Origin of the sequence: Agrobacterium sp. Azo12, assembly GCF_029193765.2 — a bacterium.
Lineage (GTDB): Bacteria > Pseudomonadota > Alphaproteobacteria > Rhizobiales > Rhizobiaceae > Agrobacterium.
In genome coordinates, this window is the sequence record NZ_JARFYO020000002.1 from 761804 (window position 1) to 787814 (window position 26011).

The 26011-nt window shown below is 56.3% G+C and carries 23 protein-coding genes and 1 tRNA gene; 13 read left to right on the forward strand and 11 right to left on the reverse strand.

Going from position 1 to position 26011, the window contains the following annotated elements:
• Positions 1-6 precede the first annotated feature (6 nt).
• The 3 genes from PYL13_RS19925 to PYL13_RS19935 are packed head-to-tail and all read left to right on the forward strand — an operon-like array spanning position 7 to position 4120.
• Positions 7-1845, forward strand: coding sequence for an ABC transporter permease (locus tag PYL13_RS19925; protein ID WP_275642082.1), 1839 nt, complete (start codon positions 7-9; stop codon positions 1843-1845).
• Positions 1845-2945, forward strand: a complete 1101-nt coding sequence (locus tag PYL13_RS19930; RefSeq protein ID WP_275642083.1) for an ABC transporter ATP-binding protein — start codon at positions 1845-1847, stop codon at positions 2943-2945. Before PYL13_RS19925 ends, PYL13_RS19930 begins: the two co-directional genes overlap by 1 nt.
• 35 nt (positions 2946-2980) lie before the next feature.
• The gene (locus PYL13_RS19935; RefSeq protein ID WP_250985086.1) at positions 2981-4120 is read left to right on the forward strand and encodes an ABC transporter substrate-binding protein; all 1140 of its coding nucleotides are present in this window, start codon (positions 2981-2983) and stop codon (positions 4118-4120) included.
• Between the two features lie 70 nt (positions 4121-4190).
• On the opposite strand, the gene PYL13_RS19940 is transcribed toward PYL13_RS19935, so the two are convergent.
• The 7 genes from PYL13_RS19940 to PYL13_RS19970 all read right to left on the reverse strand — a co-directional run bounded on the left by PYL13_RS19940 (position 4191) and on the right by PYL13_RS19970 (position 11133).
• Positions 4191-4913, reverse strand: coding sequence for a copper homeostasis protein CutC (locus tag PYL13_RS19940; protein ID WP_275642084.1), 723 nt, complete (start codon positions 4911-4913; stop codon positions 4191-4193).
• Complete coding sequence (locus tag PYL13_RS19945; protein WP_275642085.1) at positions 4910-5911, reverse strand: ABC transporter ATP-binding protein; 1002 nt, start codon at positions 5909-5911, stop codon at positions 4910-4912. Before PYL13_RS19945 ends, PYL13_RS19940 begins: the two co-directional genes overlap by 4 nt.
• A 15-nt stretch (positions 5912-5926) precedes the next feature.
• Positions 5927-6985: a Gfo/Idh/MocA family protein gene (locus tag PYL13_RS19950; RefSeq protein WP_275642086.1), complete on the reverse strand. Its 1059-nt coding sequence runs from the start codon at positions 6983-6985 to the stop codon at positions 5927-5929.
• Positions 6982-7821 (reverse strand): carbohydrate ABC transporter permease, encoded by an 840-nt coding sequence (locus PYL13_RS19955; protein WP_250985082.1) that lies wholly within the window; start codon positions 7819-7821, stop codon positions 6982-6984. The genes PYL13_RS19950 and PYL13_RS19955 overlap by 4 nt, the downstream gene beginning before the upstream one ends.
• Before the next feature lie 10 nt (positions 7822-7831).
• Entirely contained in the window at positions 7832-8767 is a 936-nt protein-coding gene (locus PYL13_RS19960) for a carbohydrate ABC transporter permease (RefSeq protein ID WP_441296679.1), read from the reverse strand.
• 151 nt (positions 8768-8918) lie between these two features.
• Positions 8919-10178, reverse strand: coding sequence for an ABC transporter substrate-binding protein (locus PYL13_RS19965; protein ID WP_259147315.1), 1260 nt, complete (start codon positions 10176-10178; stop codon positions 8919-8921).
• 61 nt (positions 10179-10239) lie between these two features.
• Complete coding sequence (locus PYL13_RS19970) at positions 10240-11133, reverse strand: N-acetylmuramic acid 6-phosphate etherase (protein WP_275642088.1); 894 nt, start codon at positions 11131-11133, stop codon at positions 10240-10242.
• 208 nt (positions 11134-11341) lie between these two features.
• Here PYL13_RS19970 and PYL13_RS19975 point away from each other — a divergent pair, with 208 nt between their 5' ends.
• From PYL13_RS19975 to PYL13_RS20015, 9 genes are all read left to right on the forward strand, one after another.
• Positions 11342-12229, forward strand: coding sequence for an N-acetylglucosamine kinase (locus PYL13_RS19975; RefSeq protein ID WP_275642089.1), 888 nt, complete (start codon positions 11342-11344; stop codon positions 12227-12229).
• Positions 12226-12990 carry a GntR family transcriptional regulator gene (locus PYL13_RS19980; protein WP_275642090.1) on the forward strand — a complete coding sequence of 255 codons (765 nt, stop codon included), beginning with the start codon at positions 12226-12228 and terminating at the stop codon, positions 12988-12990. Before PYL13_RS19975 ends, PYL13_RS19980 begins: the two co-directional genes overlap by 4 nt.
• A gap of 34 nt (positions 12991-13024) precedes the next feature.
• Positions 13025-14047: an SIS domain-containing protein gene (locus PYL13_RS19985; RefSeq protein WP_275642091.1), complete on the forward strand. Its 1023-nt coding sequence runs from the start codon at positions 13025-13027 to the stop codon at positions 14045-14047.
• Positions 14044-15204 (forward strand): N-acetylglucosamine-6-phosphate deacetylase, encoded by a 1161-nt coding sequence (gene nagA / locus PYL13_RS19990; protein WP_441296686.1) that lies wholly within the window; start codon positions 14044-14046, stop codon positions 15202-15204. The genes PYL13_RS19985 and nagA overlap by 4 nt, the downstream gene beginning before the upstream one ends.
• A 273-nt stretch (positions 15205-15477) precedes the next feature.
• Positions 15478-16401 carry a helix-turn-helix domain-containing protein gene (locus PYL13_RS19995; RefSeq protein ID WP_250985074.1) on the forward strand — a complete coding sequence of 308 codons (924 nt, stop codon included), beginning with the start codon at positions 15478-15480 and terminating at the stop codon, positions 16399-16401.
• A 41-nt stretch (positions 16402-16442) separates the two neighbouring features.
• On the forward strand, positions 16443-18587 hold the full coding sequence (locus tag PYL13_RS20000) for a TonB-dependent receptor (RefSeq protein WP_275642093.1): 2145 nt from the start codon (positions 16443-16445) through the stop codon (positions 18585-18587).
• 47 nt (positions 18588-18634) lie between these two features.
• Complete coding sequence (locus PYL13_RS20005; RefSeq protein WP_275642548.1) at positions 18635-19474, forward strand: ABC transporter substrate-binding protein; 840 nt, start codon at positions 18635-18637, stop codon at positions 19472-19474.
• The gene (fhuB, locus tag PYL13_RS20010) at positions 19471-21441 is read left to right on the forward strand and encodes a Fe(3+)-hydroxamate ABC transporter permease FhuB (RefSeq protein WP_275642094.1); all 1971 of its coding nucleotides are present in this window, start codon (positions 19471-19473) and stop codon (positions 21439-21441) included. The genes PYL13_RS20005 and fhuB overlap by 4 nt, the downstream gene beginning before the upstream one ends.
• Positions 21438-22232, forward strand: a complete 795-nt coding sequence (locus PYL13_RS20015; protein ID WP_275642095.1) for an ABC transporter ATP-binding protein — start codon at positions 21438-21440, stop codon at positions 22230-22232. Before fhuB ends, PYL13_RS20015 begins: the two co-directional genes overlap by 4 nt.
• Before the next feature lie 109 nt (positions 22233-22341).
• On the opposite strand, the gene PYL13_RS20020 is transcribed toward PYL13_RS20015, so the two are convergent.
• Positions 22342-22806 (reverse strand): GNAT family N-acetyltransferase, encoded by a 465-nt coding sequence (locus PYL13_RS20020; protein WP_275642096.1) that lies wholly within the window; start codon positions 22804-22806, stop codon positions 22342-22344.
• A gap of 207 nt (positions 22807-23013) precedes the next feature.
• Between PYL13_RS20020 and PYL13_RS20025 the strand changes: the two genes are divergently transcribed.
• Positions 23014-23089, forward strand: a tRNA-Lys gene (locus tag PYL13_RS20025).
• Positions 23090-23137: 48 nt separating this feature from the next.
• Here PYL13_RS20025 and PYL13_RS20030 read toward each other — a convergent pair.
• The 3 genes from PYL13_RS20030 to PYL13_RS20040 all read right to left on the reverse strand — a co-directional run bounded on the left by PYL13_RS20030 (position 23138) and on the right by PYL13_RS20040 (position 25852).
• Entirely contained in the window at positions 23138-23326 is a 189-nt protein-coding gene (locus tag PYL13_RS20030) for a hypothetical protein (protein ID WP_275642097.1), read from the reverse strand.
• A 332-nt stretch (positions 23327-23658) separates the two neighbouring features.
• Positions 23659-24351 carry a GntR family transcriptional regulator gene (locus PYL13_RS20035; RefSeq protein ID WP_259147293.1) on the reverse strand — a complete coding sequence of 231 codons (693 nt, stop codon included), beginning with the start codon at positions 24349-24351 and terminating at the stop codon, positions 23659-23661.
• A 157-nt stretch (positions 24352-24508) separates the two neighbouring features.
• A complete protein-coding gene (locus PYL13_RS20040) occupies positions 24509-25852 on the reverse strand; it encodes an MFS transporter (RefSeq protein WP_275642098.1) in 1344 nt (447 codons plus the stop codon).
• Between the last annotated feature and the right edge of the window lie 159 nt (positions 25853-26011).

The following is a 26011-nucleotide window of genomic DNA, read 5'->3' on the forward strand; positions in this document are numbered from 1 at the left end:
GATCCCATGACCCTGCAAACAACTTTGCCGGAGGACCCTTTGCGCCCTCAACCGGCCTGGAAAAGGCTTTTTTATCTGTTGCGCGTCAACAGCGCAGACCCGACGCTTTTGCTGGCGCTTTTGCTGCTGGTCGTCTTCGGTTATCTTATCCTCGCCCCGGTCCTGCTGCTGTTGGTCGATGCGGTGACGGTGCATTTCGCCGATCTCGCACGCACCCGGCAAGAACTGGGCGATTTGACGCTCTACTACCTGAACCGCGTGCTTCTTTCGCCAATTTCGCGGGATCTCTTCTGGTGGCCACTTGCCCACACCGCCATCATTTCGGCTGCAGCCATCATCATCGCATTTCTGGTGGGTGCCCCGATTGGCTGGCTGCTGAGCCGAACGGATTTGATGTGCAAGAAGTGGTTCTCCACCGCGTTGCTCGTGCCTTACATGTTGCCATCTTGGACATTCGCACTTGCCTGGCTGACGCTTTTCAAGAACCGCACGACCGGTGGTCAACCCGGATGGATGGAGACACTTGGATTCACACCGCCGGATTGGCTTGCCTATGGTGCGCTGCCAATTTCACTCATTCTGGCGCTCCATTACGCACCCTTCGTCATTCTGCTGTTTGGCAATGCGCTCAAGCAGTTTGATACACAGCTGGAAGATTCCGCGCGCAGCCTCGGTGCGAGCCCTACCGTTGTCGCACGCCGCATTATCCTACCGCTGATGATGCCATCGCTGGTCTCGGCAACAACTTTGATTTTCGCAAAATGTCTCGGTGATTTCGGCGTTGCCTATGTGCTCGGTGTCCCAGTTGGTTTCGATGTGCTCGCAACCTCGCTGTTTCGCGCCATCTCCACCAGCCAGGCCGGTGCATCTGCCGTGCTTGCCGGCATGATCGTACTTTTAGGAGCTATTTCCATCGTCATCGACATGCGGCTTTTGAAAGAAGCCAAACGTTTCGTGACCATTGGCTCGAAAGGCTCGATGGTCCGTCAGACGCCGCTGGGCAAATGGCAAATTCCGGCACTCACCTGGGCATTCACGGTATTCGCCATCAGCGCAGCCATTCCGCTTATCGCGCTGACGCTGACGACTGTCATGCGCGTGCCGGGTTCGTTCAGCCTTGATAACTTCACGCTCGATTACTGGATTGGCACCAATCTCGGCACGACCGCGCTGCATCAGGGTATATTGCTGACCGGTGAATTCTGGCTGGCGCTGTGGAACACTGTCTGGATGGTCGGCCTTGCCGCCACTGGCGCGGGCCTGCTTGGCTTGCTGGTCGGTTACGCCGTGGTTCGCTCACCGGTGCCCTTCGTATCAGTGGCGCTACGGCAGATTACCTTCCTGCCTTATCTGGTGCCCGGCATCGCGTTCGCGGCGGCTTATCTCTCGATGTTTGCCGTTGCCCGTCCACCACTGCCGGCACTTTACGGCACACCGATCATCCTTGTTCTCGCCATTCTCGCAGACCAAATGCCATTCGCGTCGCGCGCCGGCATCTCGTCAATGATGCAGCTTGGCAAGGAACCCGAGGAAGCCGGGCAGATTGTCGGTGCTGGCTGGTTCCGCCGCATGCGCTCTATCGTACTACCAATCCAGCGCGGCGCATTGGTGTCGGCAATCCTTCTGCCTTTTATATCCGGCATCAAGGGCCTCAGTCTTGTCGTGGTGCTTGCCGTTCCAGGCACAGACCTGCTCACGACCTACGCAATCCGCCTCGTCGACTACGGCTACAGCCAGGCTGCCAATGCAGTGGTTGTGATGCTCTGCATCGTCGCATTCACCGGCACGATGCTCGTCCAGAAAATCGGCAAGGCCAATCTCTCAGACGGCATGGGAAGCAAATAATGTCCAGCATTACCCTAGAAAACATTCGTAAAAACTATGGTCGCAGCGGGCCTGCCGCGATCGGCAATCTCAACATGGAAATCGGTGCATCCGAGTTCCTGTGCCTGCTCGGCCCGTCCGGTTGCGGAAAAACCACGACACTGCGCATGATCGCAGGCCTTGAACATCCCACCGACGGTCGCATTCTCGTGGATGGCAAACCTATCGTCTCCGTTGGTGACGGCGTTTTCACCGTTCCGGAAAAACGCAATATGGGACTGGTCTTCCAGAACTACGCCCTGTGGCCGCACATGACGATCCGCGACAACGTCGCCTTCGGCCTGACATTAAGGTCGATACCGACCGCCGAACGCAACGCCATCGTTGACCAGGTTATGACGAAACTGGGCATCGCACGATATGCGGATCGGTACCCGGCACAGCTTTCAGGCGGTCAGCAACAACGCGTTGCCCTGGCCCGCATGCTGGCGTTGAAGCCTTCGATCATTCTGCTCGACGAGCCGCTGTCAAACCTTGATGCCAAGCTGCGTCTGGAAATGCGTGCGGAGCTCAAGCGAATCCACGCGGAAGCCGGTTCAACCATCGTGTTTGTTACCCATGACCAGTGGGAAGCAATGACACTCGCCACCACCATCGCTGTCATGAGTGAGGGAGAGTTGCAGCAGATCGGCACGCCTGACGATATTTATGAGCGTCCTGCCAACCGCTTTGTCGCCGAATTCGTCGGCAGCCTTCCCATCAACATCATTGAACGAGCCGAGGGTCAGACCGGCCCGCTGCATGTCTGGCTGAACGGCGTTCTCTCGCATTTCGGCATCGACAGTGTGGCCGTCGCTTCGGCCGGTATCAGACCGGAAGCCACACGTGTGGGCGCCCTGTCTGATGAAGAGGCCAGCCGCTGCGCGGCCGGACAAGGCACCGTCGTTGACGTCGTTCCGACGGGCGGCAGCTGGATCGTCGAACTCGACGTCGAAGGAGCCAGCTTCTTCGCCATAGCAACCGAAAACCCGCACATCGCCGCAGGCGAGAGCATTCATTTCTGGGTCGAACGACAGCACCTGCATCTGTTCGACCAGGAGAAGAAACGTATCGCCCGATAACGGGGATGCGAAATCAAAGGCAGTGGAGGAAAACTATGCCTAAAACATCAATCTACATGCTGGCTGGCATTTCCGTTCTGGCAATGGGCCTTTCCAGCGCCCAGGCACAGGACGTCAAGGAAATCGGTATTCCCGACAGCGAGTATTCGCTGGAAGCGCTGATTGAGGCCGCCAAAAAAGAAGAGCCGATCACCGTCATCGACGCCACCGGCAAGATCGTGTCGATGGCCGAGAATTTTTCGAAGACCTATGGTCTGAAGGCAACCGGCGTTAAGATGAGCGGACAGGAACAGGAGCAGGTTATCGCTCGCGAAGCCGCCGCTGGCAACGTCCGCACTGACGTCTTCAACATGAGCAACTTGCCATCGGTGGCAAGCCAGATCCTGCCGCAGGGTTTCGGTGTTTCTTGGTTGGCACCCGATCTTAAGGGTAAGATCCCGGCTGAATATCAGAGCCCGGCAATCACCAGCAACAACCCTTGGGTCTTTGCCTACAACACCGACGTCAACGGTGAGACCTGCCCGGTTAACAATCTGTGGGCCTTGACCACAGAGGAATGGAAGGGCCGCGTCGCCATTCCGGATCCATTGCTTCGCAATGAAACGATGTTCTGGTTCAACCAGCTGGCCACCCATGGCGACGACGCGATGCGCGAAGCCTACAAGGCGCAGTTTGGTGAAGACCTGAAGACCGATGAGGCAAGCGCAACGGCCGAGTGGGTCAAACGCCTTGCCCAGAACAAACCGAAGGTCACCAAGACCGATACGGATGTTGGCCCGATCGTTGGTGCCAAGGAAGAGAAGCCACCTGTTGGTTTCCTCAGCGCCGCCATCTTCCGTGATGCGAAGAAAGACGGTTATGGCATGGGCATCTGCAAGGAGATGAAGCCTTGGATCGGCCAGCTTACGCCGCGCGTTGCTGTCATCGCCGCGGGAACCAAAAGCCCGAACACTGCCAAGCTTTTCGCGCGGTTCATGATGACTGAAGAGGGCATGGCGCCGCAGCTCGGTGACGGAAAGATCTCCACCAACACAGAGGCCAAGATGCCTGAAAGCGAAGTCTCCGGCATCGCGAACTTCGTTGACCTACTCTACGTCAACCACTCGGAGACCACCCCGGACGACTTTGCCAAGCTGCAGGATTGGCAGGACTTCTGGCTGAGCAATTCCCGATAACAACACAGTGCCCCACGCCATGGCTGGCGTGGGGCACTGCCTTTACGTTTGGCGAAACGAATAGGCCGCTCTAACGGGTAAGTCTTTGCTTTAACGCGTGAACAACCGTCGCGTCAGTGCGCTTTATCGTAGAAGCGGAAAAACCGAATGCGACCACCGCGGAATCGGTAATGTCGACTGTGGTCGAGCAGGATGAGTGCAGCTCTGTGACCTCAACTGTTTCCAGTATCGCGTCAACAGTGCCAAGATTGACGCCACCACCGGGCATAATACCGATACGCCGGTCGGCAATTTCCACCAGTTTTCGCAGCTCGCTCAGCCCCTTTGGAACAGACGTTGCTCGACCCGACGTCAAAATACGTTCGAAACCGCACGCAATCGCAACCTCAAGCGCTTCCTCCAGATCGGGAACCAGATCGAAAGCACGGTGGAGGGTTCGCGGCATGCCTGGAACTGCTTCCGACAGTTTTTTCATCGCTTCAGTGTCCAGCCTGCCATCGGCCAAATTTACGCCGAAAACAACACCGGCAAGACCGCAGGATGCGGCAAAACGAATGTCATCTTCCATGACAGTCAATTCGTCAGGGCTATAGACGAAGTTTCCGGCGCGTGGACGGATCATCGCATAGCACGGTACCGGAGTGCGTGCCGCAAAGGTCATCAATCCGGCAGAAGGTGTCATGCCGCCCAGGTCGAGCGCACTGCATAACTCGATACGATCCGCTCCACCCTCAATCGCCGCCTGAAGGCCTGCGATGTCATCGACACAGACTTCCAGCAGAATGTCTGTCATCTGATGGCATTGCCGTCTTCGCCAAAACGATGCGTCGCACCGCCGTTGGGAGAGGCATAAACCACATCGTCAGGCTCGTAGGCATGTTCTCCGAACAGGCGCACAGTCAACAGACCGATGGTCTCGCTTTCGAGATAAACGATCGTGTCGGCACCAAGGTGTTCGACATGCACGACCTTGCCGGACCACGTGCCGCTTTCACGTGAAAGGGTCATATGTTCCGGTCTGATGCCGAGGGTTTTATAACCACTCTCGCCCAACCGGGCAGCGTCGATGAAATTCATCTGTGGCGACCCGATAAAACCAGCAACAAACAGGTTGGCCGGACGATTGAAAAGCTCCATCGGCGATCCGATCTGTTCGATGCGACCGGCACTCAACACCACGATCTTGTCAGCGAGCGTCATAGCCTCAACCTGATCATGGGTCACATAGATCATCGTTGCCTTGAGACGGCGGTGCAGTCGGGCAATTTCCAAACGGGTCTGCACGCGCAGTGCCGCATCGAGGTTGGAAAGCGGTTCGTCGAACAGAAACAATGTCGGTTCACGCACAATGGCGCGACCAATGGCAACACGTTGTCGCTGGCCACCGGACAGTTCAGCCGGTCGTCGGGCCAAGTAGGGTTCCAGTGACAGAAGCGATGACGCCATAGCGACACGAGATTCAATTTCGGCCTTCGGCGTTCCTGCCTGCTTGAGACCAAGCCCCATATTGTCCTTGACCGTCAGATGCGGGTAAAGCGCGTAGGACTGGAAAACCATGGCGATGCCGCGTTTGGCCGGCGGCACGTTGGACACTTCGCGACCATCAATGACGATTTCGCCGGCGGTGATATCTTCCAAGCCCGCAATCGTCCGCAACAGAGTGGACTTGCCACAGCCGGAAGGCCCGACAAAAATTACAAATTCCCCGTCGTCGACCTCGAGGTTGATGCCTTTCAGCACATCCACCGTACCAAAGGACTTCGCAACAGATTTGAGTGTCAGTTTACCCAAAACAATTCTCCAGATTCAAAGGTCGACCATTCGGCCGGTTCGCACACTTTCGTCTGCGGCAAGGCATATGCGAAGCGACTGCACAGCGTCGGTCATATGGCGGTCCAGATCAATGTCCTCGCGGATGGCCTTCAACACATAGGCCTGTTCCAGATCGCACAGCTCCTGGTGCCCAGGTTCACCCTCCATCTGCAGGAACTGGTCCGGAGTGACAAATGTGCCGTCGGGTTTGGTGTCGGCCTTGTGCAGGCGAATGGTCGACGTCTTTGTGTGGGTATCAATGTCGTCGGACTTTGCATTCGGATCCATCACGATGGACACGCAGCCATTTGGCGACATTACATCCTTCACGAAAAACGCCGTCTCCGAGATCATCGGTCCCCAGCCCGCCTCGTACCAGCCGATCGAACCATCCTCAAACATCACCTGAAGGTGGCCGTAATTATACATGTCCGGCGCGATCTCATTGGAAAGTCGCAAGCCCATACCTCGAACCGACACCGGCTTCGCATCGGTGATCTGGCACATCACATCGACATAGTGCACGCCACAATCGACGATTGGCGGTGTGGTCTGCATCAGCGCCTTGTGTGTTGCCCAGGTATGACCTGATGACTGCTGGTTGAGGTTCATGCGGAACACATATGGACCGCCAAGATCGCGAGCGAGCGAGATCAATTTCACCCAGGATGGATGGTGACGCAGAATATACCCTACCACCAGCTTACGGCCGTTGGCACGGGCGCAAGCGACGACGCGCTCAGCATCTGCCACGGTGGTTGCCAGGGGCTTTTCCACGAAGACATGCGAGCCCGCTTCCATTGCCTGAATGGCAAATTTGGCATGGCTATCCGAATAGGTGTTGATCGAACACAGGTCCGGCTTCAGTTCGCTGAGCGCCTCATCAAATGATGGCAATATTTCACGTCCCGCAAGGGCTGCAGGCAGCTCAGGCGTTGAGCGATTGACGAGGCCGACAATCTCAAAACCCGGATTGGCCGCATAAGCCAGGGCATGGCTCAACCCCATATTGCCGAGACCGGCCACGAGAACCCTAAGTGGCTGCGCGCTCATTTCACTGCTCCTGCCGTAATGCCGCGGATAAGCTGCCGCGAGAAGATGGTATAAAGGACAAGTACCGGAGCAATGGCCAACGAAAGCGCTGCCAGCACTGCATTCCAGTTGGTCACGAATTGCCCGATGAAGATTTGCGCACCGAGTGTGATCGTTTTGGTGGCTTCGCTGGGCGCCAGGATCAGCGGGAACCAGAGGTCATTCCAGATTGGGATCATGGTAAAGACGGCAACGGTTGCCATGGCGGGACGGATCAGGGGCAGGACAAGCCGGAAGAATATCCGATATTCGGAAAGCCCATCGATACGCCCGGCATTTTTCAGATCGTCAGAGACCGTACGCATAAACTCTGACAAAATGAAGATTGCCAGCGGCAGGCCTTGCGCCGTGTAAACGAGAACGAGCGCCGTTTTGGTGTTGACCAGTCCGGTGGCGACCATGCCCTGCAAGATACCGATCGTGCCAAGCCGGATCGGGATCATGATACCGAGCGCCATATAGAGACCCAGCAGGGTATTGCCGCGGAAACGGTATTCCGACAGAGCAAATGCAGCCATCGCACCAAACAACAGGACCAAAGCAATCGCCCCGACTGTGACGACGAGAGAGTTCTGCATGTACTGGACGAAATCGCCCTGCCCCAATACCGTTGTATAACCCACCAGGTCAAACGTCGCAGGTGTCGGTGGTTGCATCGGATCCCGGAAAATCGCATTTCGCGATTTCATCGAGTTCATGATTGTCAGCACCACAGGAAACAGAGAAATCGCGGTGTAGGCCAGCAGGATTGCGTGGGCGGAGGCCGTGCGGGCAAAGGAAGATCGTGCTTTCGACATTCTTTGCTCCTTAAAATTGATAGCGACGCATGCGACGCTGAATGGCGAAAAGATAGAAGCTGACGCCGGCGAGAATGATGAAGAACATCACGGTTGCAATGGTTGCGCCCATCGAGCGGTCACCGAGCTGAAGCTGGAAACCGAAGAACGTACGGTAAAGCAGAGTGCCGAGAATGTCGGTCGAACCATCCGGTCCGGCGAGCGCCCCTTGCACAGTGTAAACCAGGTCGAAAGCGTTAAAATTGCCGACGAATGTCAGGATCGAAATGATACCGATGGCTGGCAGGATGAGCGGCAGCTTGATCTTCCAGAACTGGCTCCAGCCGGTAATGCCGTCCATTTCAGCAGCTTCGATCACCTCGTCAGGAATATTGAGCAAAGCTGCATAGATCAGCATCATTGGAATACCGACATATTGCCAAACGGAGATCAGGGACACGGCAATCAGCGCCGAGTTCGGGCGTCCAAGCCACGGTGCAAACAGGCTCTTCAGATGAACCAGATCAAGCAGCATAGGGGCGATGCCCCACAAAGGCGACAGGATCAGCTTCCAGATGAAACCGACGATAACGAAGGACAAAAGCGTCGGCAGGAAAATCGCGGTGCGGTAAATCGCTGCAAAACGCAGCTTCGGTATCGACAGCAGGGCCGCCAGCGCGATGCCTATCGGGTTTTGCACCAACATGTGAATGATGAAAAAAATCGTGTTGTTGGTCAGCGCATTCCAGAAGCTGGCCGCCCAGCGCGGTTCACCGAACAACGTCCTGAAGTTCTGTAACCCGACAAAAACCCTTTGCCCATCGACCTCGGTGAAAAAGGAAAGCCACAACGTGCTGCCAAGCGGCACAATCATGACCGCCGTGTAGACGAGAAAGGCCGGCAGCATAAACAGGAATATGTGCCAACGAACGGGGCGTCGGCTGGGCCTTTGATCGATTGAAGTCATGTCGGCGCTCATTGAACCAGCCCGGCTAGCATGAAGAAAATGGATCGCGACATCGTGCAGATGCAACGATACAGGATCGACGTTATAGCGATAGTGATTTTCGGTCAGTGCCCAAGGCGCTTACAAACGCCTTGGGCAAGGGATTATGCCCTTACTTCGCTGGCTTGTACCAGCTGTCGAGGCCCTTCTGCAGCTTTTCAGCGGCCACAGCAGGCGTGTCGGTACCGTTGATCACGTTTGCAGATTCAACCCAGGTTTCATTTTCCAGGTTTGGCGTTCCGCGCGACAGGATCTGGTAGGTCGAGCGGATTGTCGGCTTGCAGGTTTCGCGCCATGAGACGAATTCCTGTGCCAGCGGATCGGCCATCTTGACGGCTGTCTTGTTCAGGCTGAAGAAGCCCGGCAGCGCATTGGCGTAAAGATCAGCAAACTCCGGCGAAGCAACCCATTCGAGGAACTTCGTGGCTTCTGCGGCATGTTTTGACTTTGCATTCAGACCGATACCGATGTCGGTATGGTCAGAAATGTAGCAGGTGTCGCCTTCCTTCTCTACCGGCGGCGGGAAGGCACCCATCTTGAACTGTGCCTGCGTGTTGAAGCCAGAGATTTCCCAGGAACCTGCCGGGAAAATCGCTGCGCGACCCAGCGTGAACATGTTCTGGCTGTCAGGATAGGTCTGGGCTTCAAAACCGTCGCCGAGGTAGTCCTTCCACTTGGCGAGAACCTCATAGGGTTTGACCCAGTCGGCGTCGGTCAGCTTCTGCTCGCCCTTGATCAGTGCCAGACGGCCTTCTTCACCCTTCCAGTAGTTCGGACCGATGTTCTGGTAGCCCATGGTTGCGGCCTCCCAAAGGTCCTTCGTACCCATGGCCATAGGCACATAGGTGCCGTCAGCCTTGATCTTGTCGAGGGCTGCAAAGAACTCGGCCTGGGTCTTCGGCACTTCGATCTTCAATTCGTCGAAGGCGTCCTTGTTGTAGATGAAGCCATGAATAACCGAAGCCATTGGCACACAGAAGGTCTGGCTGCCATCGTCCGTGGACCACGCAGCCTTGGCGACGTCGGAGAAGTTCTCCATACCGCCATTCTTGGTCAGGTCAGCAAGATAGCCCTTCTTGAACAGTTCAAGCGACGCATCGAAAGGACGGCAGGTGATGAGATCACCGGCAGAACCGGATTCCAGCTTGGCGTTCAGCGCGGCGTTATATTCCGTTGGTGCCATAGGCTGAAAGACCACCTTGATGCCGGGGTTCTTGGCCTCGAATGCCGGAATAAACTTGTCTTTCCAGATAGCGAGGTCGTCGTTGCGCCAGCTTTCGATGGTCAACGTTACGTCCTGCGCCAATGCAATATTGGCATAACCGAGAAGGCTTGCTCCCAGTAGCAGAGCCTTGGTGATATTACGGGTCATCGTTCGTTCTCCCTCTTGATGTGACGCCATCTTGGCGTCCAGCAACTATAATTTTTCCGTCTTATCTGCCGATCAGTGCAAGCGCACGGCGGACATTCTGGCCACTTTGCGAAAGCAGATCTTCGGCTGATTTTTTGTCGCCCGCACCCTTGGCAAGCAGAATAGCAACCTTGACGGAACCGGACGCCTTTTCCACCAGCCGTCCAGCCTCTTCCGTCTCGATCCCGGTCACGCCGGCAACAATTCCTGCCGCACGTGCGATGAGCTTTTTGTTATCGGCCCGCAGATTGACCATGTAGCCGTCATGCACGTGACCAAGCCGGATCGCCATCAAAGTCGAAAACATGTTGAGAGCGATTTTCTGTGCGGTACCAGCGCCCATGCGCGTCGAACCCGCCACGAATTCGGGCGGGGTTTTCAGCACAATGGCAACCTCGCTCAGGCTGAAGAGTTTCGCGTCCGCATTGTTGGCAATGCCGACAATACGCGCGCCTCTTTCCTTTGCGACTTGCGCAACGGCCAGCGCATAGGGCGTCGACCCACTGGCAGAAATGATGACAACGCAATCTCCTGCTGCCATCACCGCTTCCGCATCAAGCCGACCTTGCTCAACATCATCCTCAGGACCACCTGGCATTTCAGACAGATTGGCTGTGCCGCCAGCAAACAATATGGCGATCTGTTCTCGCTTGATGCCGAATGTGCCTGGCAATTCCAGCGCGTCAGCCAGCGCCATCAGGCCAGAACTTCCTGCCCCTGCATAGATAAGCTTGTTGCCAGACGAAATGGCTTCTGCAGCAAGCATAGAGGCCGCAGCAATATCGTCCCGCGCCGTGTCCACGGCGCGCGCTGCATCCTGCTGTCCTCCGCTCAGAAGGGCGAGGATCTCACTCGACACCATGGTGTCGAGGCCCTTTGCCCTGTCCTGCAAACCTTCCGTTCCGCCTGCAATCATTATGAAACTCCCAATGACCAGATTTAATGCCAAAAAAATACCACTTGTCCAGCGTCTTTTAATTTTTCTTTTATTTTTGGGCCCCTTGAGCGTTAAGAACGGGCCATAATCGCCTATTTCAATTGGATTTTTACGAAAAATAGAAAATTATCGAGCCGCTACTTGGAAATTGGTATTTTGTTGGTATTATCAATTGAGGAGACAGTTCATGCATCGATATCTCGTGGGAGTCGACGGCGGCGGCACGAGTTGCCGGGCAGCGGTCGCAGATACTACCGGCAGAATTCTTGGACGTGGCAAAAGCGGCGCATCCAACATCATGACCGCGCCTGATATCGCAATCCAGAACATAACCAAGGCCGCACAAGCCGCATTTATCGATGCTGGCCTTGCGCCTGAACTCATTACAGAGGCCTGCACATATCTCGGTCTTGCTGGTAATAATGTTGAAAACACCGTTTCATACGTGCTGCCGCGTCTGCCATTCTATCAGTCGGTTATCGAGTCGGACGGGCTCATTGCACTTCAGGGCGCACTTGGTGACGGCGACGGATCGATTGCCATTCTTGGAACGGGTACGATATACATTGCCCGCATCGGCACCGACGTCCGCTACATCGGCGGCTGGGGTTATTATCTCGGCGATCTGGGAAGCGGTGGCAGGCTCGGGCAGATGGCGCTGCAGGAAACACTGCTGGCCTATGACGGCATTGCACAACACACGCCGATGACGCATGCGCTGATAAGCGAGTTTTCCAATGACCCACGCAAAATGATTGCCTTTTCACAAAGCGCAATCCCAGGTGATTTTGGTCGCTACGCACCGCGTGTTTTTGAATTCGCAGCGCAAGGAGACACAGCGGCGCTTTCGCTGCTCAGCCAATCTGTGGGCTTCATTGATCTGGCGCTTGATCGGGTGGCCGAAATATCCAGTGGCGGCAGGCTTTGCCTGCTGGGCGGATTATCGGCACTTTATGCACCATACCTTGCAGAAAGACATCAGCAACGTCTGGTTCAACCGGCAGAGGACGCTCTCTATGGTGCAATCTCGCTTGCCAAAGACACTTTCTTAAAACACGCGGAGAATACAGCATGACTCTTGCGCTGTCTGACCTGTTTTCTCCCGATGATTTACAGGCGAGCGGCAGAGGTCCGCTTTATATTAAACTGCGTCAATCCCTGGAAAATGCGATTTTGTCCGGTCGGCTCACGCATGGTCAGGCTCTTCCTCCAGAGCGCGATCTTGCCGAATTTGCCAATGTCAGCCGCGTCACGGTGCGCAAGGCGGTCGATGATCTGGTGAAGGATGGCCTTTTGACCCGCAAACACGGCTCGGGCACATTCGTCATGCGGCCGGTTTCCCGGCTTCAGCAGCCACTGTCTCAACTGACCTCGTTTACCGAAGATATGGCACGGCGCGGTTACGTCACACGCTCCGAATGGCTGGGACGCGGTCTGTTTTCCCCGTCCCCGGACGAGATGATGATGCTTGGCCTGAAGGTCGGCATGATGGTCGCACGTCTGGAACGACTGCGAATCGCCAACGAGTTGCCGCTTGCCATCGAGAGGGCCAGCCTCGCCTCCGACATATTGCCGGAACCGAAAGTCATCGAAGCGTCCTTATATGCCGAACTTCGCCGCACCGGTTACAGCCCTGTGCGTGCCGTGCAGCGGATTTCGGCGTGCAACGTCAATCGTGAGGATGCAGCACTGCTCGCCGTTCCCGAAGGGTCGGCTGGTCTTGCAATCGAACGAATATCCTACCTCGACTCCGGCCGGGTCGTGGAACTGACCCGCTCGCTTTATCGCGGCGATGCCTATGATTTCGTCGCGGAGATGACGCTGACGGACGGCTGATCAAATTCGGTAAATGTGACAAGGAAGAATAGATATGCCGACAAATATGCGACGTGAAATCAATGAAATTCCAGAAGCAGCAGAACGGCTGCTCACACAGTCGCATGGCGTGCTGCAGGCCACCGGCAAAGCACTGCGCGAAAGGGATCCAGATTTCCTCATTACCATTGCACGAGGCTCGTCCGATCACGCCGCACATTTCCTCAAATATGCCATCGAGCAGCAGGCTGGTCGCGCAGTGGCATCGATTGGTCCTTCGCTTGCTTCGATTTATGGCAAGTCGCTGAAGCTTGATCGTGCGGCGGCAATATCCATTTCCCAATCGGGAAAAAGCCCTGATATCGTTGCACTCGCCCAGTCGGCAACTCAAGCTGGTGCGTTGACGATTTCACTGACCAACACCAAACCGTCACCGCTCTCCGATGCATGTGCCCATCCGGTTGATATCAATGCGGGTCCGGAACTTGCGGTCGCCGCCACCAAGTCCTTTTTCAACTCGGTGCTGGCTGGCCTGGCCATACTCTCGGAATGGACACTCGACACCGAACTTCAAAAGTCGATCCGGCAGCTTCCAGAAAAACTGACAGAGGCTGTTAAGCTGGATTGGCACGAGCTTTCCGATGAGCTTGGTGAAGCTGAATCGCTCTACATGCTGGGCAGAGGCCCCTCGCTGGCGATTGCGAGTGAAGCAGCCCTGAAGTTCAAGGAGACATCAGAAATGCATGCCGAGGCCTATTCCAGCGCCGAGGTTTTGCATGGCCCGATCGCACTTGTTGACCGCCGTTTCCCGGTCGTGACATTTGCGGCACGGGACGCTGCCCTTTCCTCTGTTCTGGCAACTGCGGATGGTCTTGCTGAAAAGGGCGCTCTGGCTTTCATCTCTGCCGATGGCGCTGCCCACGCACGGCGTTTGCCGTTTATTGAAACCGGCCATCCCTTCACTGATGCCCTTGCGCTGATCGTACCGTTTTATGGTTTTGTTGAAGCATGGTCACGCGCTCGTGGGTTTAATCCGGATGCCCCTGCAGCGCTTAAAAAAGTGACGGAGACCCGCTGACCATGGCAACTGCACTGACGAATGCACGGATTTTTGACGGGCATGACTGGCATCAAGACAAATGCCTGCTGATCGATGACGGCAAGGTTGCCGGTCTGCTGATAAAGAATGACATTCCCGCCGACACACGGCTGGTTGATGCTGGGGGCTTGATCATTGTGCCGGGCTTCATTGATCTTCAGGTCAATGGCGGCGGCGGTGTGATGTTGAATGATGAGCGCTCGGTCGATGGCATTCGCCAGATTTGTGCCGCCCATGCGAAATTCGGCACAACGGCCCTGCTGCCAACTTTGATCACCGATACCCCGGAGATAACCGCGTCGGCTATCGAAGCCGGTTTAAAAGCGAAAGCTGAAAAGGTTCCCGGATTTCTGGGGCTGCATCTGGAAGGACCTCATCTTTCCGTTGTGCGCAAAGGCACACACCATCCGGAGCTGATCAGGCCGATGGAAGATACCGACCTGCAACGCCTTCTGGCGATCGGTGGCAGTTTCGACGCCTTGATGATCACGATCGCGCCGGAAAACACCACGCAAGAACAGGTTCGTGCACTTGCCGATAGCGGTTTCATTGTCAGTCTCGGGCATACCAACGCAACCTATGACATTGTGAAGGATTATGTCGCGGCGGGGGCACAGACCGTGACCCATCTGTTCAACGCCATGAGCCAGATCGAAAACCGCGCACCGGGCCTCGTGGGTGCGACGCTTGATCTCGGCGAACTGTCCACCGGCATTATCGCCGATGGTTTTCACGTTCATCCCGCAGTGATTGATCTTGCTCTGCGCGCCAAGCGTGGACCCGGACGGATTTTCCTTGTGACCGACGCGATGTCCAGCATCGGCACGGACTTGACCGGACTGACACTCAACGGGCGTCACATTTTCCGCAAGGATGGACGCCTGACACTGGCAGATGGCACGCTCGCCGGCGCAGACATCGATATGCTGTCGTCGGTTCTTTACGTCCATCGGAAATTGGGCCTCGAATTCGAAGAAGCGGTACGGATGGCCAGTCTTTACCCGGCAAAAGCCGCCCATGTGGCGGACCGGAAAGGCCGATTGATGAGCGGATATGATGCCGATTTTGTTGTGCTGAGCAAAGACTATCAGCTGCAACACACCTGGATCGGCGGCGAACAGGTCTATACAGCCTGACGACAACATCGACCTCACGGTCGATCTCGATGCGTTACTGCGTCCTACGTTTCGGCACGATTATTCGTGTCTGACGCACCCTTCTGCCGCACGTGATTCCGCGCTCAGTTTCATCAATCGACCGCTCACCAAAGCCAGTGTCTCCAAACCCGACAACGATCTCCAAATGGCAGACGTAATCCGAAAACTTGACCCGACGTCAGTCTAACTATGGACGCAGAACAATAGATGAGTATATTAGTATAGTTTATTAAGTTGTCTGTGGAAGCCTTGATGCATACCAAAGCAGAGTTCACACCAAAAATGCAGACCAATGTTCATTCTCTGCGAACGTTGGAACCGCTTTCATGGCGACGCTTTGCCGGCACAATTGCCGATGTATGGTCCATCCGCGGCAAGGCAGGAGCTGGCGGCTTCTACGTGTCTCCGGATCCACGCATCGTCATAATGCTGGACGACGACATCCCAGCCCATTCTCTAACGACAAAAAAAGATGCCGATGAAAAACGCGGCGTGGGGGCGTTTTATATCCCAGCGGGTGTGCCTTTATGGAGCCGGCTGGAAACGGCCCAGGATTTCAGCCATATCGATTTTCATTTCGAGACATCGGCGCTTCATGCGCGCCTGGGTGCCGCAGGCATCAACGGCGACCTGACAAAACCGAGATTTATCGGTTTGAATGACGTTCTGGCGACGATCGGCCGGATGGCGGCAAAGGAAGTGCGCCAACCGAGCCGTGGCGACATGATGCTTGATGGCCTGTTCAGAGCGGCATTGGGGGAAATTTTCACCACGGCAACCGATGTCGTCGCCCCAGCTCCCGGCAATCTCACACCCCACAAACTTTCAGCACTCAAGCGCTTTCTTCAGGAAAACATGACGCGCCAAGTCACCGTCGCAGAAATGGCCACCGTTGCGGGCCTTTCTCCGAGCTGGTTTGCCCATTGCTTCAGCACGCAACATGGAGAGACCCCGCAGCGCTGGCAGGCGCGTTTAAGGCTGGAGACAGCCTGTGAAATGGTGGCGGAAACGTCCATGTCTTTCGCAGAGATCGCACACGCCACCGGTTTTTCCGATCAGGCCCATCTATCACGCGTGTTTCGTGCGAAATACGGCCAACCGCCATCGCGCTGGAGACGTGAGCGATTTCCAAAGCCCTGTTCAAAACGCAACAGCCCTGTTCAAGACATTATTTAATAGTGGAGTTAGACGCTCATGATATTTTCTTTGGGGGTATCATGATGTTGCACACCAAATCGACCGCATCTCTCATGCTGGGCGTCAGCCTTTCCGCGTTGCTTTCCGTCTCCGCCTTTGCGCAGGATGAGCAGAACGGCACTCGCTCGACGTTTCTGGGTGTGATCAACGTCACGGGCGGCGAAAACCCCACAGCCCCATTGGAAAGCAGTGTTGCAAAGACTGCAGCAACCAGCAAGACGAGCCGTACGATCCTTGAGACGCAGTCCTCCGTTTCGGTCGTGCCCCGCGCTCAGATCGATGCGATTGGTGCCACCAACCTTGCCTCCGCCCTTCGATATTCCGCTGGCCTTATCACCGAGAACTATGGCGGTGACCCGCGCTTCGACAGTCTCTATCTGCGCGGCTTCAACCTGGAAAACGACAAGTTCCTGGATGGTTTGCGCTTGATGCGTTCAACGCAGTTCCCCACCAGCGCGCCGTCATTCGAGCTGTACGGTCTTGAGCGCGTTGAAATATTGCGCGGCCCGGCATCCATTCTTTACGGCGCAGGCACACCGGCAGGTCTGGTCAACTCCATTCAGAAACGCGCCCAGGCGGACGGCAATTTTAGCGAAGTGGGCGTTGGTTTCGACACCAACAGCTCGCTTTCGACATTCGGAGATGTGAACCGTGTCGTAAACGAGGATTTCGCCTATCGCCTTACCGGTAAGGTCAGCAACGAAAGAACCGATGTCCACGAGATCGACAACAAGCGTCTCTATCTCGGACTTTCCGCCAGCTATGCGCTGGGCGATGCGACCGAACTGGAGTTTATGGGCAGCCTTCACAAGGACAAACCGATGACGCCAACCGGCGTACCGGACAGTTTCGTGGGCGTTTATAACGACAAGGATCTGCGCGATTTCTACTTCGGTGACGATTCCGTCGACGATAGTGACCGCACCATGGGAACCCTGTCGGCCGGCATTACGCATGAGTTCGAAAACAACTGGAAGCTGAACGGCACCTTCCGTTATACGAACCATGACTGGAACTATCACAGCATGTACCTTGATCCCGCAACCGGCAGCTCGGTGGGACGCGGCATCATCACGCAGGACGAGTCCTTCAGCGCCCTTGCAGCTGATGTCCGTCTTTCCGGCGAAGTTGACACCGGTGACGTAACACACAACCTCGTCTTCGGCCTCGATGCCCAGAAGCTGCGGGAAAAGGCCTATACCGGCTTTTCCTATTCCAGCGCCATCGATTATCTTTCCCCAACCTATGGCGGTCTGAGCATCGCGGCCCCATGGTATACCGCCAACAAGAATGTCGACGCGACGCAAGTCGGCCTTTATGCACTGGATGAATTGGCGCTTGGCAATTGGCGTGCGACACTCGGTTTGCGCCAGGAATGGACAGACCAGTCCGGTGCCAACGTGACCAATTTCGGCGGCACGACGAATTTTGACCGCCGCGACCATCAGGCAACCGGCCATGCTGGCCTTGGTTATGTCTGGGATAGTGGCGTCGCGACCTACGTCTCCTACTCCACCTCATACCTGCCACAGCCCGGCGTTGACATCGAAAATGTCGCGCTGAAGCCGACCCATGGCAAGCAGTGGGAAGCGGGTGTAAAATACGAACCCACCGCCTTTGATGGCCTGTTTTCTGCGGCGCTCTACGACTTGCGGGAAACCGACCGCAACACAACTGTGTTTGAAGACATCGGTGGTAGCACGATTTCCGGTATCCGCCAGATCGGCGAGGCACAGGTTCGCGGTCTTGAACTGGAATCCGCGGCAGAAATTGCAGACGGTTGGACGGTCAAGAGTGCCTACACCTATTCTACGACCGAGATTCTTGCAGGCCTGAACTCCGGCAACGAGCTGGCCAATACGCCGCGCCACGCGGCAAGTGTCTGGCTTTCGCACACATTCGCCAGTGGCACACTGGAAGGCCTGACGCTCGGCGCCGGTGTTCGTCATATCGGCACTCGCTACAGTTCCGATGCCAACACTCTGAAGTTAGACGCTGTAACGCTTCTCGACCTGGGCGCAAGCTACAAGTGGGACAACGGTCTGGTCGGACGTCTGAACATCTCTAACGTCACGGACGAGGCCTACATCTCGGCAATCGGTCTCAACTCGGCCTATTTCGGAAACGGCCGCAACATACAGGCGAGCCTGACCTATAAATGGTGAATGGTGCCCAATCGGGCGATTTGACCAGACGCACACTTCTCGGGGGCATGGCTTTGGCCTTGCTTCCCCGGAACGCTGTTGCGGTAGGCTCATCATTCGGACCACGGCTTGCCGCAATTGACTGGGCAATGGCCGAAACAGCTGCCATGCTCGGTCATCCGCCAGCGGCGATTGCCGAATTGCGTGGTTTGCGGCGGCTTCTCGACACGCATGTGCCGGAAAACACCGTTGATTTGGGCCTGCGCGGTTCGCCAAACCTCGAGGCGCTGAGCCTCGTAGCACCAGACCTCATTCTCTCGTCGAATTATTACGCGACCTTCGCACCGAAACTGGAGCGCATCGCGCCTGTGTTTTCCCAGTCGATCTTCGTACCGGGTGAACCCGTCCTGCCGAAAGCAATGGGACTGATAGCCAGCATGGCGGAGCGGATGGATCTACCCGAGCTCGGGCAAAACACACAGCGCGCCGCCGCTGACGCGATCGCATCCCTGAGCAGGCGCGTTCAAAGCTGGAGTTCCAGGCCCTTCCTCCTTATCGAGATCGGAGATCCGCGTCATGTCCGCGTCTATGGCACCGACAGCCTGTTTGGCGGCATGATCGAGGCAATCGGGCTACGCAATGCCTGGGGAGCTGGTACCCGGTTCTCATTCGCCGCTCCCGTCCCGATGGAAAACATTGTGCAGTTTCCCGATGCCTGGCTGGTCATAACGGGCGATATACCCGTCCAGACAGAAAACGGGCTTTCCCGCTCGGCGTTATGGAATGCGCTGCCGCCAGTACGTGCCGGTCGGGTCTTACGGATAGGCGACATGAACGGGTTTGGCGGCATGCCTTCAGCACTTCAGTTCGCACGAGAACTGACGCGATCGCTGGAGGAACGGGGATGAGACTATGGCCTCTGGCGACCGGAAGCGTCATCGCAGCCGGTCTTTGGTTTCTTACTGCATTAAATGCCCTTCCCATCACACACTGGCCGACCCTGCCTTGGCATGCCACCGACATGACGATTGAGCAAATCCTTCTGGCCTTCGGTCTGGTCCCCCGCGCGGCGGTCGCCCTTCTTGTCGGTGCACTGCTGGGATTGGCAGGCGCGTTGATGCAGGCTGTCCTGCGTAATCCCCTGGCTGATCCGACCACATTGGGTACAGCCGCTGGCGCACAACTCGCCATCGTTATGGCCACGGTATTTGCCCCCGGCTTGCTGGCTGGCGGCAATCTGCTGATCGGGCTCTGTGGCGCGGCCGTGGCAACCCTCCTGGTGATGACGATCGGTGCGCAAAGGAATTATGCGCCGGTGACAATCACGATCACCGGCATGCTCGTGGGCATGCTTGCATCGGCAGTCGCCATGGCAGTCACCCTCGCACAAGGACATTACCTGCTGACACTGGTTTTGTGGAACGGCGGTGCGCTGACACAGAACGATTTTGTTCCTGCCTTGCGTCTTGTTCTATGCCTGCTCGCAGCGCTGGTTGGCGCCGCTTTGCTCGCCCGGCCACTGGCCGTCATGTCTCTCGGCGCGGAAGGTGCCCGGGGTCTCGGCTTGAAAGTAGCGGGACTGCGCTTGGTGACCCTGTGTCTGGCTGTTCTTCTCTCGGCATTCGTCTCAGCGGAGGTGGGATTGGTCGGCTTCGTCGGGCAGGCGGCGCCGGCAATCGCCCGCATTCTCGGCGCCCGCACCATTTTGCAACGGCTGATAATTGCGTCAGTGTCCGGAGCCCTGCTGCTGTCGCTCACCGACAACGTCCTGTTGTTGGTCGCCGCATTCGGCGGACCTTCCCTGCCGACCGGAGCATTGACCGGACTGATCGGCGGGCCGCTGCTGATCTGGCTTCTTCCCCGAATGCAGGCAACCGTGCCGCAGACGGCCGAGGACGGCAGACACACACAGCCGCGCTCCGACAATCCAGTCCGGCTTTTGAGCATTATCACCCTTATGACAGGCGTCACTTTCGTTATCTGCCTGTTTACCGGACGTGGTCCCGAAGGCTGGAATATCGTGCCCTCCGGGCTGCGCGATACGTTTTTACCGATCAGGGCGACGGTGCTTGTCGCCGCCGCGTCAGCTGGCGCGCTGCTTGCCATTTCGGGTGCCATTCTGCAACGATTGACGGCCAATCCGATGGCTGCACCAGAGGTTCTGGGTGTCACCGGAGGAAGCGCATTGGGCTACGCCGCGACGGTCTTTCTGATCACTGAACCGTCAGGCCTTGCACTGACGCTTGGAACCGCGACGGGCGGCGCGCTGGCCCTGGTAAGCCTTTCAATCTTTGTGCTGCGCCGGGACATGGCACCGGCCCGGATTCTGCTTGCCGGCTTGGCGATCGGAGCGCTCGCCTCTGCCGTGTTGATGGCGATCATGGCATCGAGCAGCCCTCAGGCCTGGTCCATACTCGGATGGCTGGCAGGCAGCGCATCTTCGGTTACGTGGGGTGGGGCGACAATACTTGCAACGCTCGCACTTGCCCTGCTTTTTATCCCGCTCGTTACGGCACGCTGGCTGGAAATGCTGCCGCTTGGTACAGAAACGGTATCGGCGCTTGGGCTTCCTGTCCGGCGTGTTCAGTTCCTCCTTATCATGACTGCGGGACTTGCGACCGGGGCGGCCACAACCTTTGTCGGTCCGGTCAGTTTCGTTGGCCTGATGGCGCCGCATCTCGCCCGCAGTGTCGGCCTCGTCCGCCCTCGGTCTTTCCTCGTGGCCAGCTGGATGCTCGGGGCCCTGCTGATGGTGCTTGCAGCCTTTGGCGCGCGCACCGCCACATATCCCTATGAACTGCCCATCGGGCTTTTCGCCACGCTCATCGGCGTGCCTTGGCTGTTCATTCTTCTTCTCAGGAAAGGCCAAGCATGACCCTCTTTGCTTTGTCCGGCGTTAGTTACAGCGTCCCATGCCGCCAATTGATCGACGAGCTCGATCTTGAGCTTGAGCCGGGCGTCGTGACCGCGCTCGTCGGGCGCAACGGCTCGGGCAAATCGACGCTCCTCCGGTTACTTGCCGGACAGGCACACCCATCCGCCGGCTCCATCGCCTATCATGGGCGCGCGCTCACCGACTGGCGCCGACAAGAGCTCGCCCGCGACCTTGCCTATTTGCCACAGGTCACGCCACCAGCGGAGGGCATGCAGCTCGGCGAACTCGTTGCACTCGGCCGTTACCCCTGGCGTGGTGCGCTGGGGCGCTTGAGATCGGAAGACAGACAAGCCATAGCATCTGCCGTCGCGCGTTGCGGCGTGTCACATCTGACGGAACGGCTGGTGGATACGCTGTCAGGGGGAGAGCGGCAGCGCGGCTGGATCGCCATGATGCTGGCGCAGGGTGCCCGCACCTTGCTGCTCGACGAACCGATCTCCGCACTCGATGTGGCGCATCAGGTGGAGGTGCTAGGACTGGTGCACGATATGTGCCGCGAAACGGGGCTCTCCGCGGTCATTGTACTGCACGATGTCAACATGGCCGCCCGCTACTGCGACCGTGTCGTGGCACTTGGTGGGGGCAAGCTGCTGCTCAACGGCCCCATCTCAGACCTCATGACCCCGGACGCCCTGATGCAGGTTTACGGACTGCCTATGACGGTGGCTTTGCAGGACGGTGATGCCTTCGCCCTTCCGCGCAATCAGCGGATATGCAAAGAAACGCCCTAGCGGGCCTCCCACCTATCCAAACCTTTCAAACTGCAAGCTTTCAGCGCAATCCTTGTGGATTGGGAGATGGCTCAAGGGAAGGTGACGACGGCTTTTTCGTCATCAGGATTTACGCGCCGAGTTTCAATTTGTAACCAAGGTGCGTGGCGACGAAGCCAAGCTTTTCATAAAACCGGTGTGCATCGGGGCGGTCCTTGTCGGTGGTTAGCTGCACGAGGGAGCATCCGCGTTGACGGCTCTCTTCGATTGCCCACTCAAACATCATCTGGCCAATACCAGCTCCCCGATGTCCCGCACTAGTGCGAACGCCCTCAATCTGACCGCGCCAAGCACCCATTCTTGCGATGCCAGGAATGAAGCTTAATTGCATCGTGCCGACCAGCTCACCGTTGAGCTCTGCGACAACCTGCATTTGGTTTGGATCGGCAATAATGGCCTGTAGCGCCGAAACGTAGCGCGGGTTTGGGGGCGTGCTTCTGTCTTCTCGGTCTTTTCCAAGGACATCGTCCGCCAGCATCGCGACGATGGCGGCTAGATCCTCGATTTTCGCGGCACGGAATTTCAACTCTGTCATCTACAAGTCACCTTATACCACTGAGCACGGTGATTTCTCGCCCACTTCGAAAAATCAAACCATGACGTTTTCTAAGCCGCTTCTCCACCGAACGACAGCGACAGATTAAAGTCGCGGTGGATAGAATGCAAAAAGAGCAATGACCGCGATGGACAGAAACACAAATCAGGTTTAAAGCCCCCAGCAACAACGCTTAACGTTGTCGGCGGGTGATTAGCTCAGTTGGTAGAGCAGCTGACTCTTAATCAGCGGGTCGTAGGTTCGAGCCCTACATCACCCACCAAATCAGACAGATATTACGGCACACTCTCGTCGACTTACCCATACTCTCTCAACCTGCGCCCTTTCGCGTCGGCACGATCATTGGCGTCTGGGAGATGGGATCGGGAATGACGATGCAGGGCAGCTTGAAGCCAGTTTCGATTAATGGGACGTCGACAATGTGCTGCGGGTGACCGCTGGCAACAATCACTCCATTGGCCATGGCGACGAGGCAGGCCTGATTGACATCATGCTGCACGGCGACGATCGTACGGCCTTGCGCAGCTGGTCGATAGCCGCATTTTGTACATCTTCGTCTAAGATATGCCTGGTGAGGACAATTCGCTCAATCGCCTTGTCCAACAGCCGCGTAAAACATCAATCGTCTGTGCCCAACCCTGCAGACAGAAACTCATCCGACCGAAGGCGCTTACAGCGACAAAGCTTTAAAAAAATTCTGCCTTTGTATCGCTAATGTCCCGTCCGGATTTAAAACCGACCTAATGGCAAGTTGATATCGTCAATGGTCTGGATAGCCAAACAGAGTCGTCTTGGCAGTTCGGAAAACGCACCGTGAACATTGGGCTCAGATCAATCGAAGATATTGGTGCCTTCGAAATCTTTCTGCTGACGGATCATTCTTCCAATCACCCGGTCGCGCGATTGCTTGACATGGCGGATAATGGCTGTCCGAGCCCGTTTTCCATCATGAAGTGCCAGAGCTTCGATGATTTCATCGTGGTCGTGTTCCAGTTCTTCGCCATCACCAAGGTCGAGATCTGCGAAAAGCAATCTTTGCATCTCGTCGAACATCTGACTGATGGCACGACGCAACCGGCCATTGTCAGCAATCTCTGCAATCTTTTCGTGAAAGTCCTGATTGGCCTGCATGAACTGGCGATAACTGGCCTTGTCGCCCACCACAAGCTTGGCGCTGGACAGGCGCCGCATTTCAAAAATATGTTTGTCGGTCACGCGTGGAGCAGCGAGCTCCGCAGCAGCCCCTTCAATGATCAACCGCATCTGCATCAGCTCGTGAAAATCCTTCAGGCTGAGTTCGGTGACCGTGTATCCACGTCTTGCAATAACCTTGACCAGTCCGTCCTGACGCAAGCGGGTCAATGCTTCGCGCAGTGGCGACGAACTTACCTTGTACTGCGCCATCAAGTCAGCTTCGTTGAAAACTACTCCCTGACGAATTTCACCCAGCGTAATAGCGGTACGAAGATCATTATAGACGCGGTCGCCCAGCGACTGTTTCGGTGGAGTGGTAGCGTCTGTCATGCAGGCTCCGCGTGAGGATTGGACGATGGCGGAAATCCGGCCATCGAATTGGCCCACCATGTGTAAAAAGTACCCTGATATGTCTAAAGATATCAGGGTACTGGTGCAATGTCAGATATTGGTGCGAAAGCACCTCAAAGGCGATGAGATCTCTCGTTTACACTTCTGCTGGAACTGCCTTTGTTTCCGCGGTCATGAACCTATGAACAAGCAGAACAAGCAGCGCGGCAGCCAGCAAACCAAGACCACCAACTGTCAGAAGTCCGGCGGAAACACTGCCCGTCTCAGTTTTCAGAAGCCCCAGACCGTAAGGTGCCAGAAAGCCGCCGAGGTTGCCAAAGGAGTTGATAATCGCAATGCCAGCGGCAGCAGCCGTTCCCGCGAACAACTTGTTCGGCATCTGCCAGAACACCGGGATGGCCCCATATGCGCCGGCCAGCGCGAAAGCAAAAGCCGCAATAACCAGAGGCGCGTTATTATAGATCGGAAAGGACAGGGCAATGAAGGCAAGCCCGCCGACAATGATCGAAGCGACGCACTGGCCAAGCGGCCGTTTGGTACGGTCGGCCATTACACCATTGAAAATCATAGCCGCTGAACCGCACAGGGATACGCCTGAAATGATCCAGCCGATCGTCGCAATGTTCTCAAAGCCAGACTCCCGCACGATTGTTGGACCCCAGAAGGCCGCGGTCGCATTCATCACGATGATGAGGAAATACACGAGTGTGAAAATCCAGAGGCGACGGTCACGAAGAACAAGCGACAATGAATGCTGGCGCTCACCCAGTGCGCTGCTGTCTCGGTCAAGATCAGACCGGAGTTCTGCGCGCTGCCTGACGGTAAGCCAATGGGCGTCCTCAACCTTGTCGGTGAGATATTTTAGAACGAACAGACCGATCAGAATTGTCGGAATACCTTCCAGCAAGAAAAGCCACTGCCAGCCTGACGTTCCCAGATAGCCGTGCATTTGTGTCATGATCAATCCTGCAAGTGGCCCACCGATGACGCCCGACAATGCGACTGAAGACATGAAGATGCCAAATACCTTGGCGCGGCGATCTGTCGGGAACCACAGTGTGAGATACATGATCACACCCGGGAAGAAGCCCGCTTCAAATGCACCCAGCAGAAAGCGCAGCGTATAAAAGACCGCTGGGGTGGTAGCGTGCGCCATCAACATGCAGATGATGCCCCAGCCGATGGCGATACGCGCAATCGTCTTTCGCGCTCCGATCTTTTGCAGCAACAGATTACTCGGCACTTCGAAGATTAGATAGCCAATGTAGAATATGCCAGCGCCAAGGCCATAAACGGCATCGCTGAACTGCAACTCCTCCATCATCTGCAGCTTTGCAAAACTCACATTCACACGGTCGATCCACGCCAGAACCCATAACACCATGAGAATGGGTATCAGTCGCCAGAAGACCTTCTTGTAGATCGCGTCCAGATCGCCTGATGCCGCAACCTTTCCACTTGTGTTCAAACCAACGCTCATTTTGGAGGTCCCCTCTTGTTATTTGAACGCTCAAACATCTCGCGGGCACTATCTGCACTATCCGCGTTAACAATTAATGCATCATAAAAACATCATGAGTCAATTATCACGACATAAAATCGAGTTTTTTTGCGATACATCAAAATACGCCTTTACATT

Coding starts and splice junctions, on each gene's coding strand:
- PYL13_RS19980 (WP_275642090.1), top strand. CDS start 12,226: ATGACTCTTGCGCTGTCTGACCTGTTTTCTCCCGATGATTTACAGGCG.
- PYL13_RS19935 (WP_250985086.1), top strand. CDS start 2,981: ATGCCTAAAACATCAATCTACATGCTGGCTGGCATTTCCGTTCTGGCA.
- PYL13_RS20000 (WP_275642093.1), top strand. CDS start 16,443: ATGATGTTGCACACCAAATCGACCGCATCTCTCATGCTGGGCGTCAGC.
- fhuB (WP_275642094.1), top strand. CDS start 19,471: ATGAGACTATGGCCTCTGGCGACCGGAAGCGTCATCGCAGCCGGTCTT.
- PYL13_RS20040 (WP_275642098.1), bottom strand. CDS start 25,852: ATGAGCGTTGGTTTGAACACAAGTGGAAAGGTTGCGGCATCAGGCGAT.
- PYL13_RS19925 (WP_275642082.1), top strand. CDS start 7: ATGACCCTGCAAACAACTTTGCCGGAGGACCCTTTGCGCCCTCAACCG.
- PYL13_RS19985 (WP_275642091.1), top strand. CDS start 13,025: ATGCCGACAAATATGCGACGTGAAATCAATGAAATTCCAGAAGCAGCA.
- PYL13_RS20035 (WP_259147293.1), bottom strand. CDS start 24,351: ATGACAGACGCTACCACTCCACCGAAACAGTCGCTGGGCGACCGCGTC.
- PYL13_RS19965 (WP_259147315.1), bottom strand. CDS start 10,178: ATGACCCGTAATATCACCAAGGCTCTGCTACTGGGAGCAAGCCTTCTC.
- PYL13_RS20020 (WP_275642096.1), bottom strand. CDS start 22,806: ATGACAGAGTTGAAATTCCGTGCCGCGAAAATCGAGGATCTAGCCGCC.
- PYL13_RS19955 (WP_250985082.1), bottom strand. CDS start 7,821: ATGTCGAAAGCACGATCTTCCTTTGCCCGCACGGCCTCCGCCCACGCA.
- PYL13_RS19960 (WP_441296679.1), bottom strand. CDS start 8,767: ATGACTTCAATCGATCAAAGGCCCAGCCGACGCCCCGTTCGTTGGCAC.
- PYL13_RS20005 (WP_275642548.1), top strand. CDS start 18,635: ATGGCTTTGGCCTTGCTTCCCCGGAACGCTGTTGCGGTAGGCTCATCA.
- PYL13_RS19930 (WP_275642083.1), top strand. CDS start 1,845: ATGTCCAGCATTACCCTAGAAAACATTCGTAAAAACTATGGTCGCAGC.
- PYL13_RS19950 (WP_275642086.1), bottom strand. CDS start 6,985: ATGAGCGCGCAGCCACTTAGGGTTCTCGTGGCCGGTCTCGGCAATATG.
- PYL13_RS19940 (WP_275642084.1), bottom strand. CDS start 4,913: ATGACAGACATTCTGCTGGAAGTCTGTGTCGATGACATCGCAGGCCTT.
- PYL13_RS19995 (WP_250985074.1), top strand. CDS start 15,478: ATGCATACCAAAGCAGAGTTCACACCAAAAATGCAGACCAATGTTCAT.
- PYL13_RS20015 (WP_275642095.1), top strand. CDS start 21,438: ATGACCCTCTTTGCTTTGTCCGGCGTTAGTTACAGCGTCCCATGCCGC.
- PYL13_RS19975 (WP_275642089.1), top strand. CDS start 11,342: ATGCATCGATATCTCGTGGGAGTCGACGGCGGCGGCACGAGTTGCCGG.
- PYL13_RS19970 (WP_275642088.1), bottom strand. CDS start 11,133: ATGATTGCAGGCGGAACGGAAGGTTTGCAGGACAGGGCAAAGGGCCTC.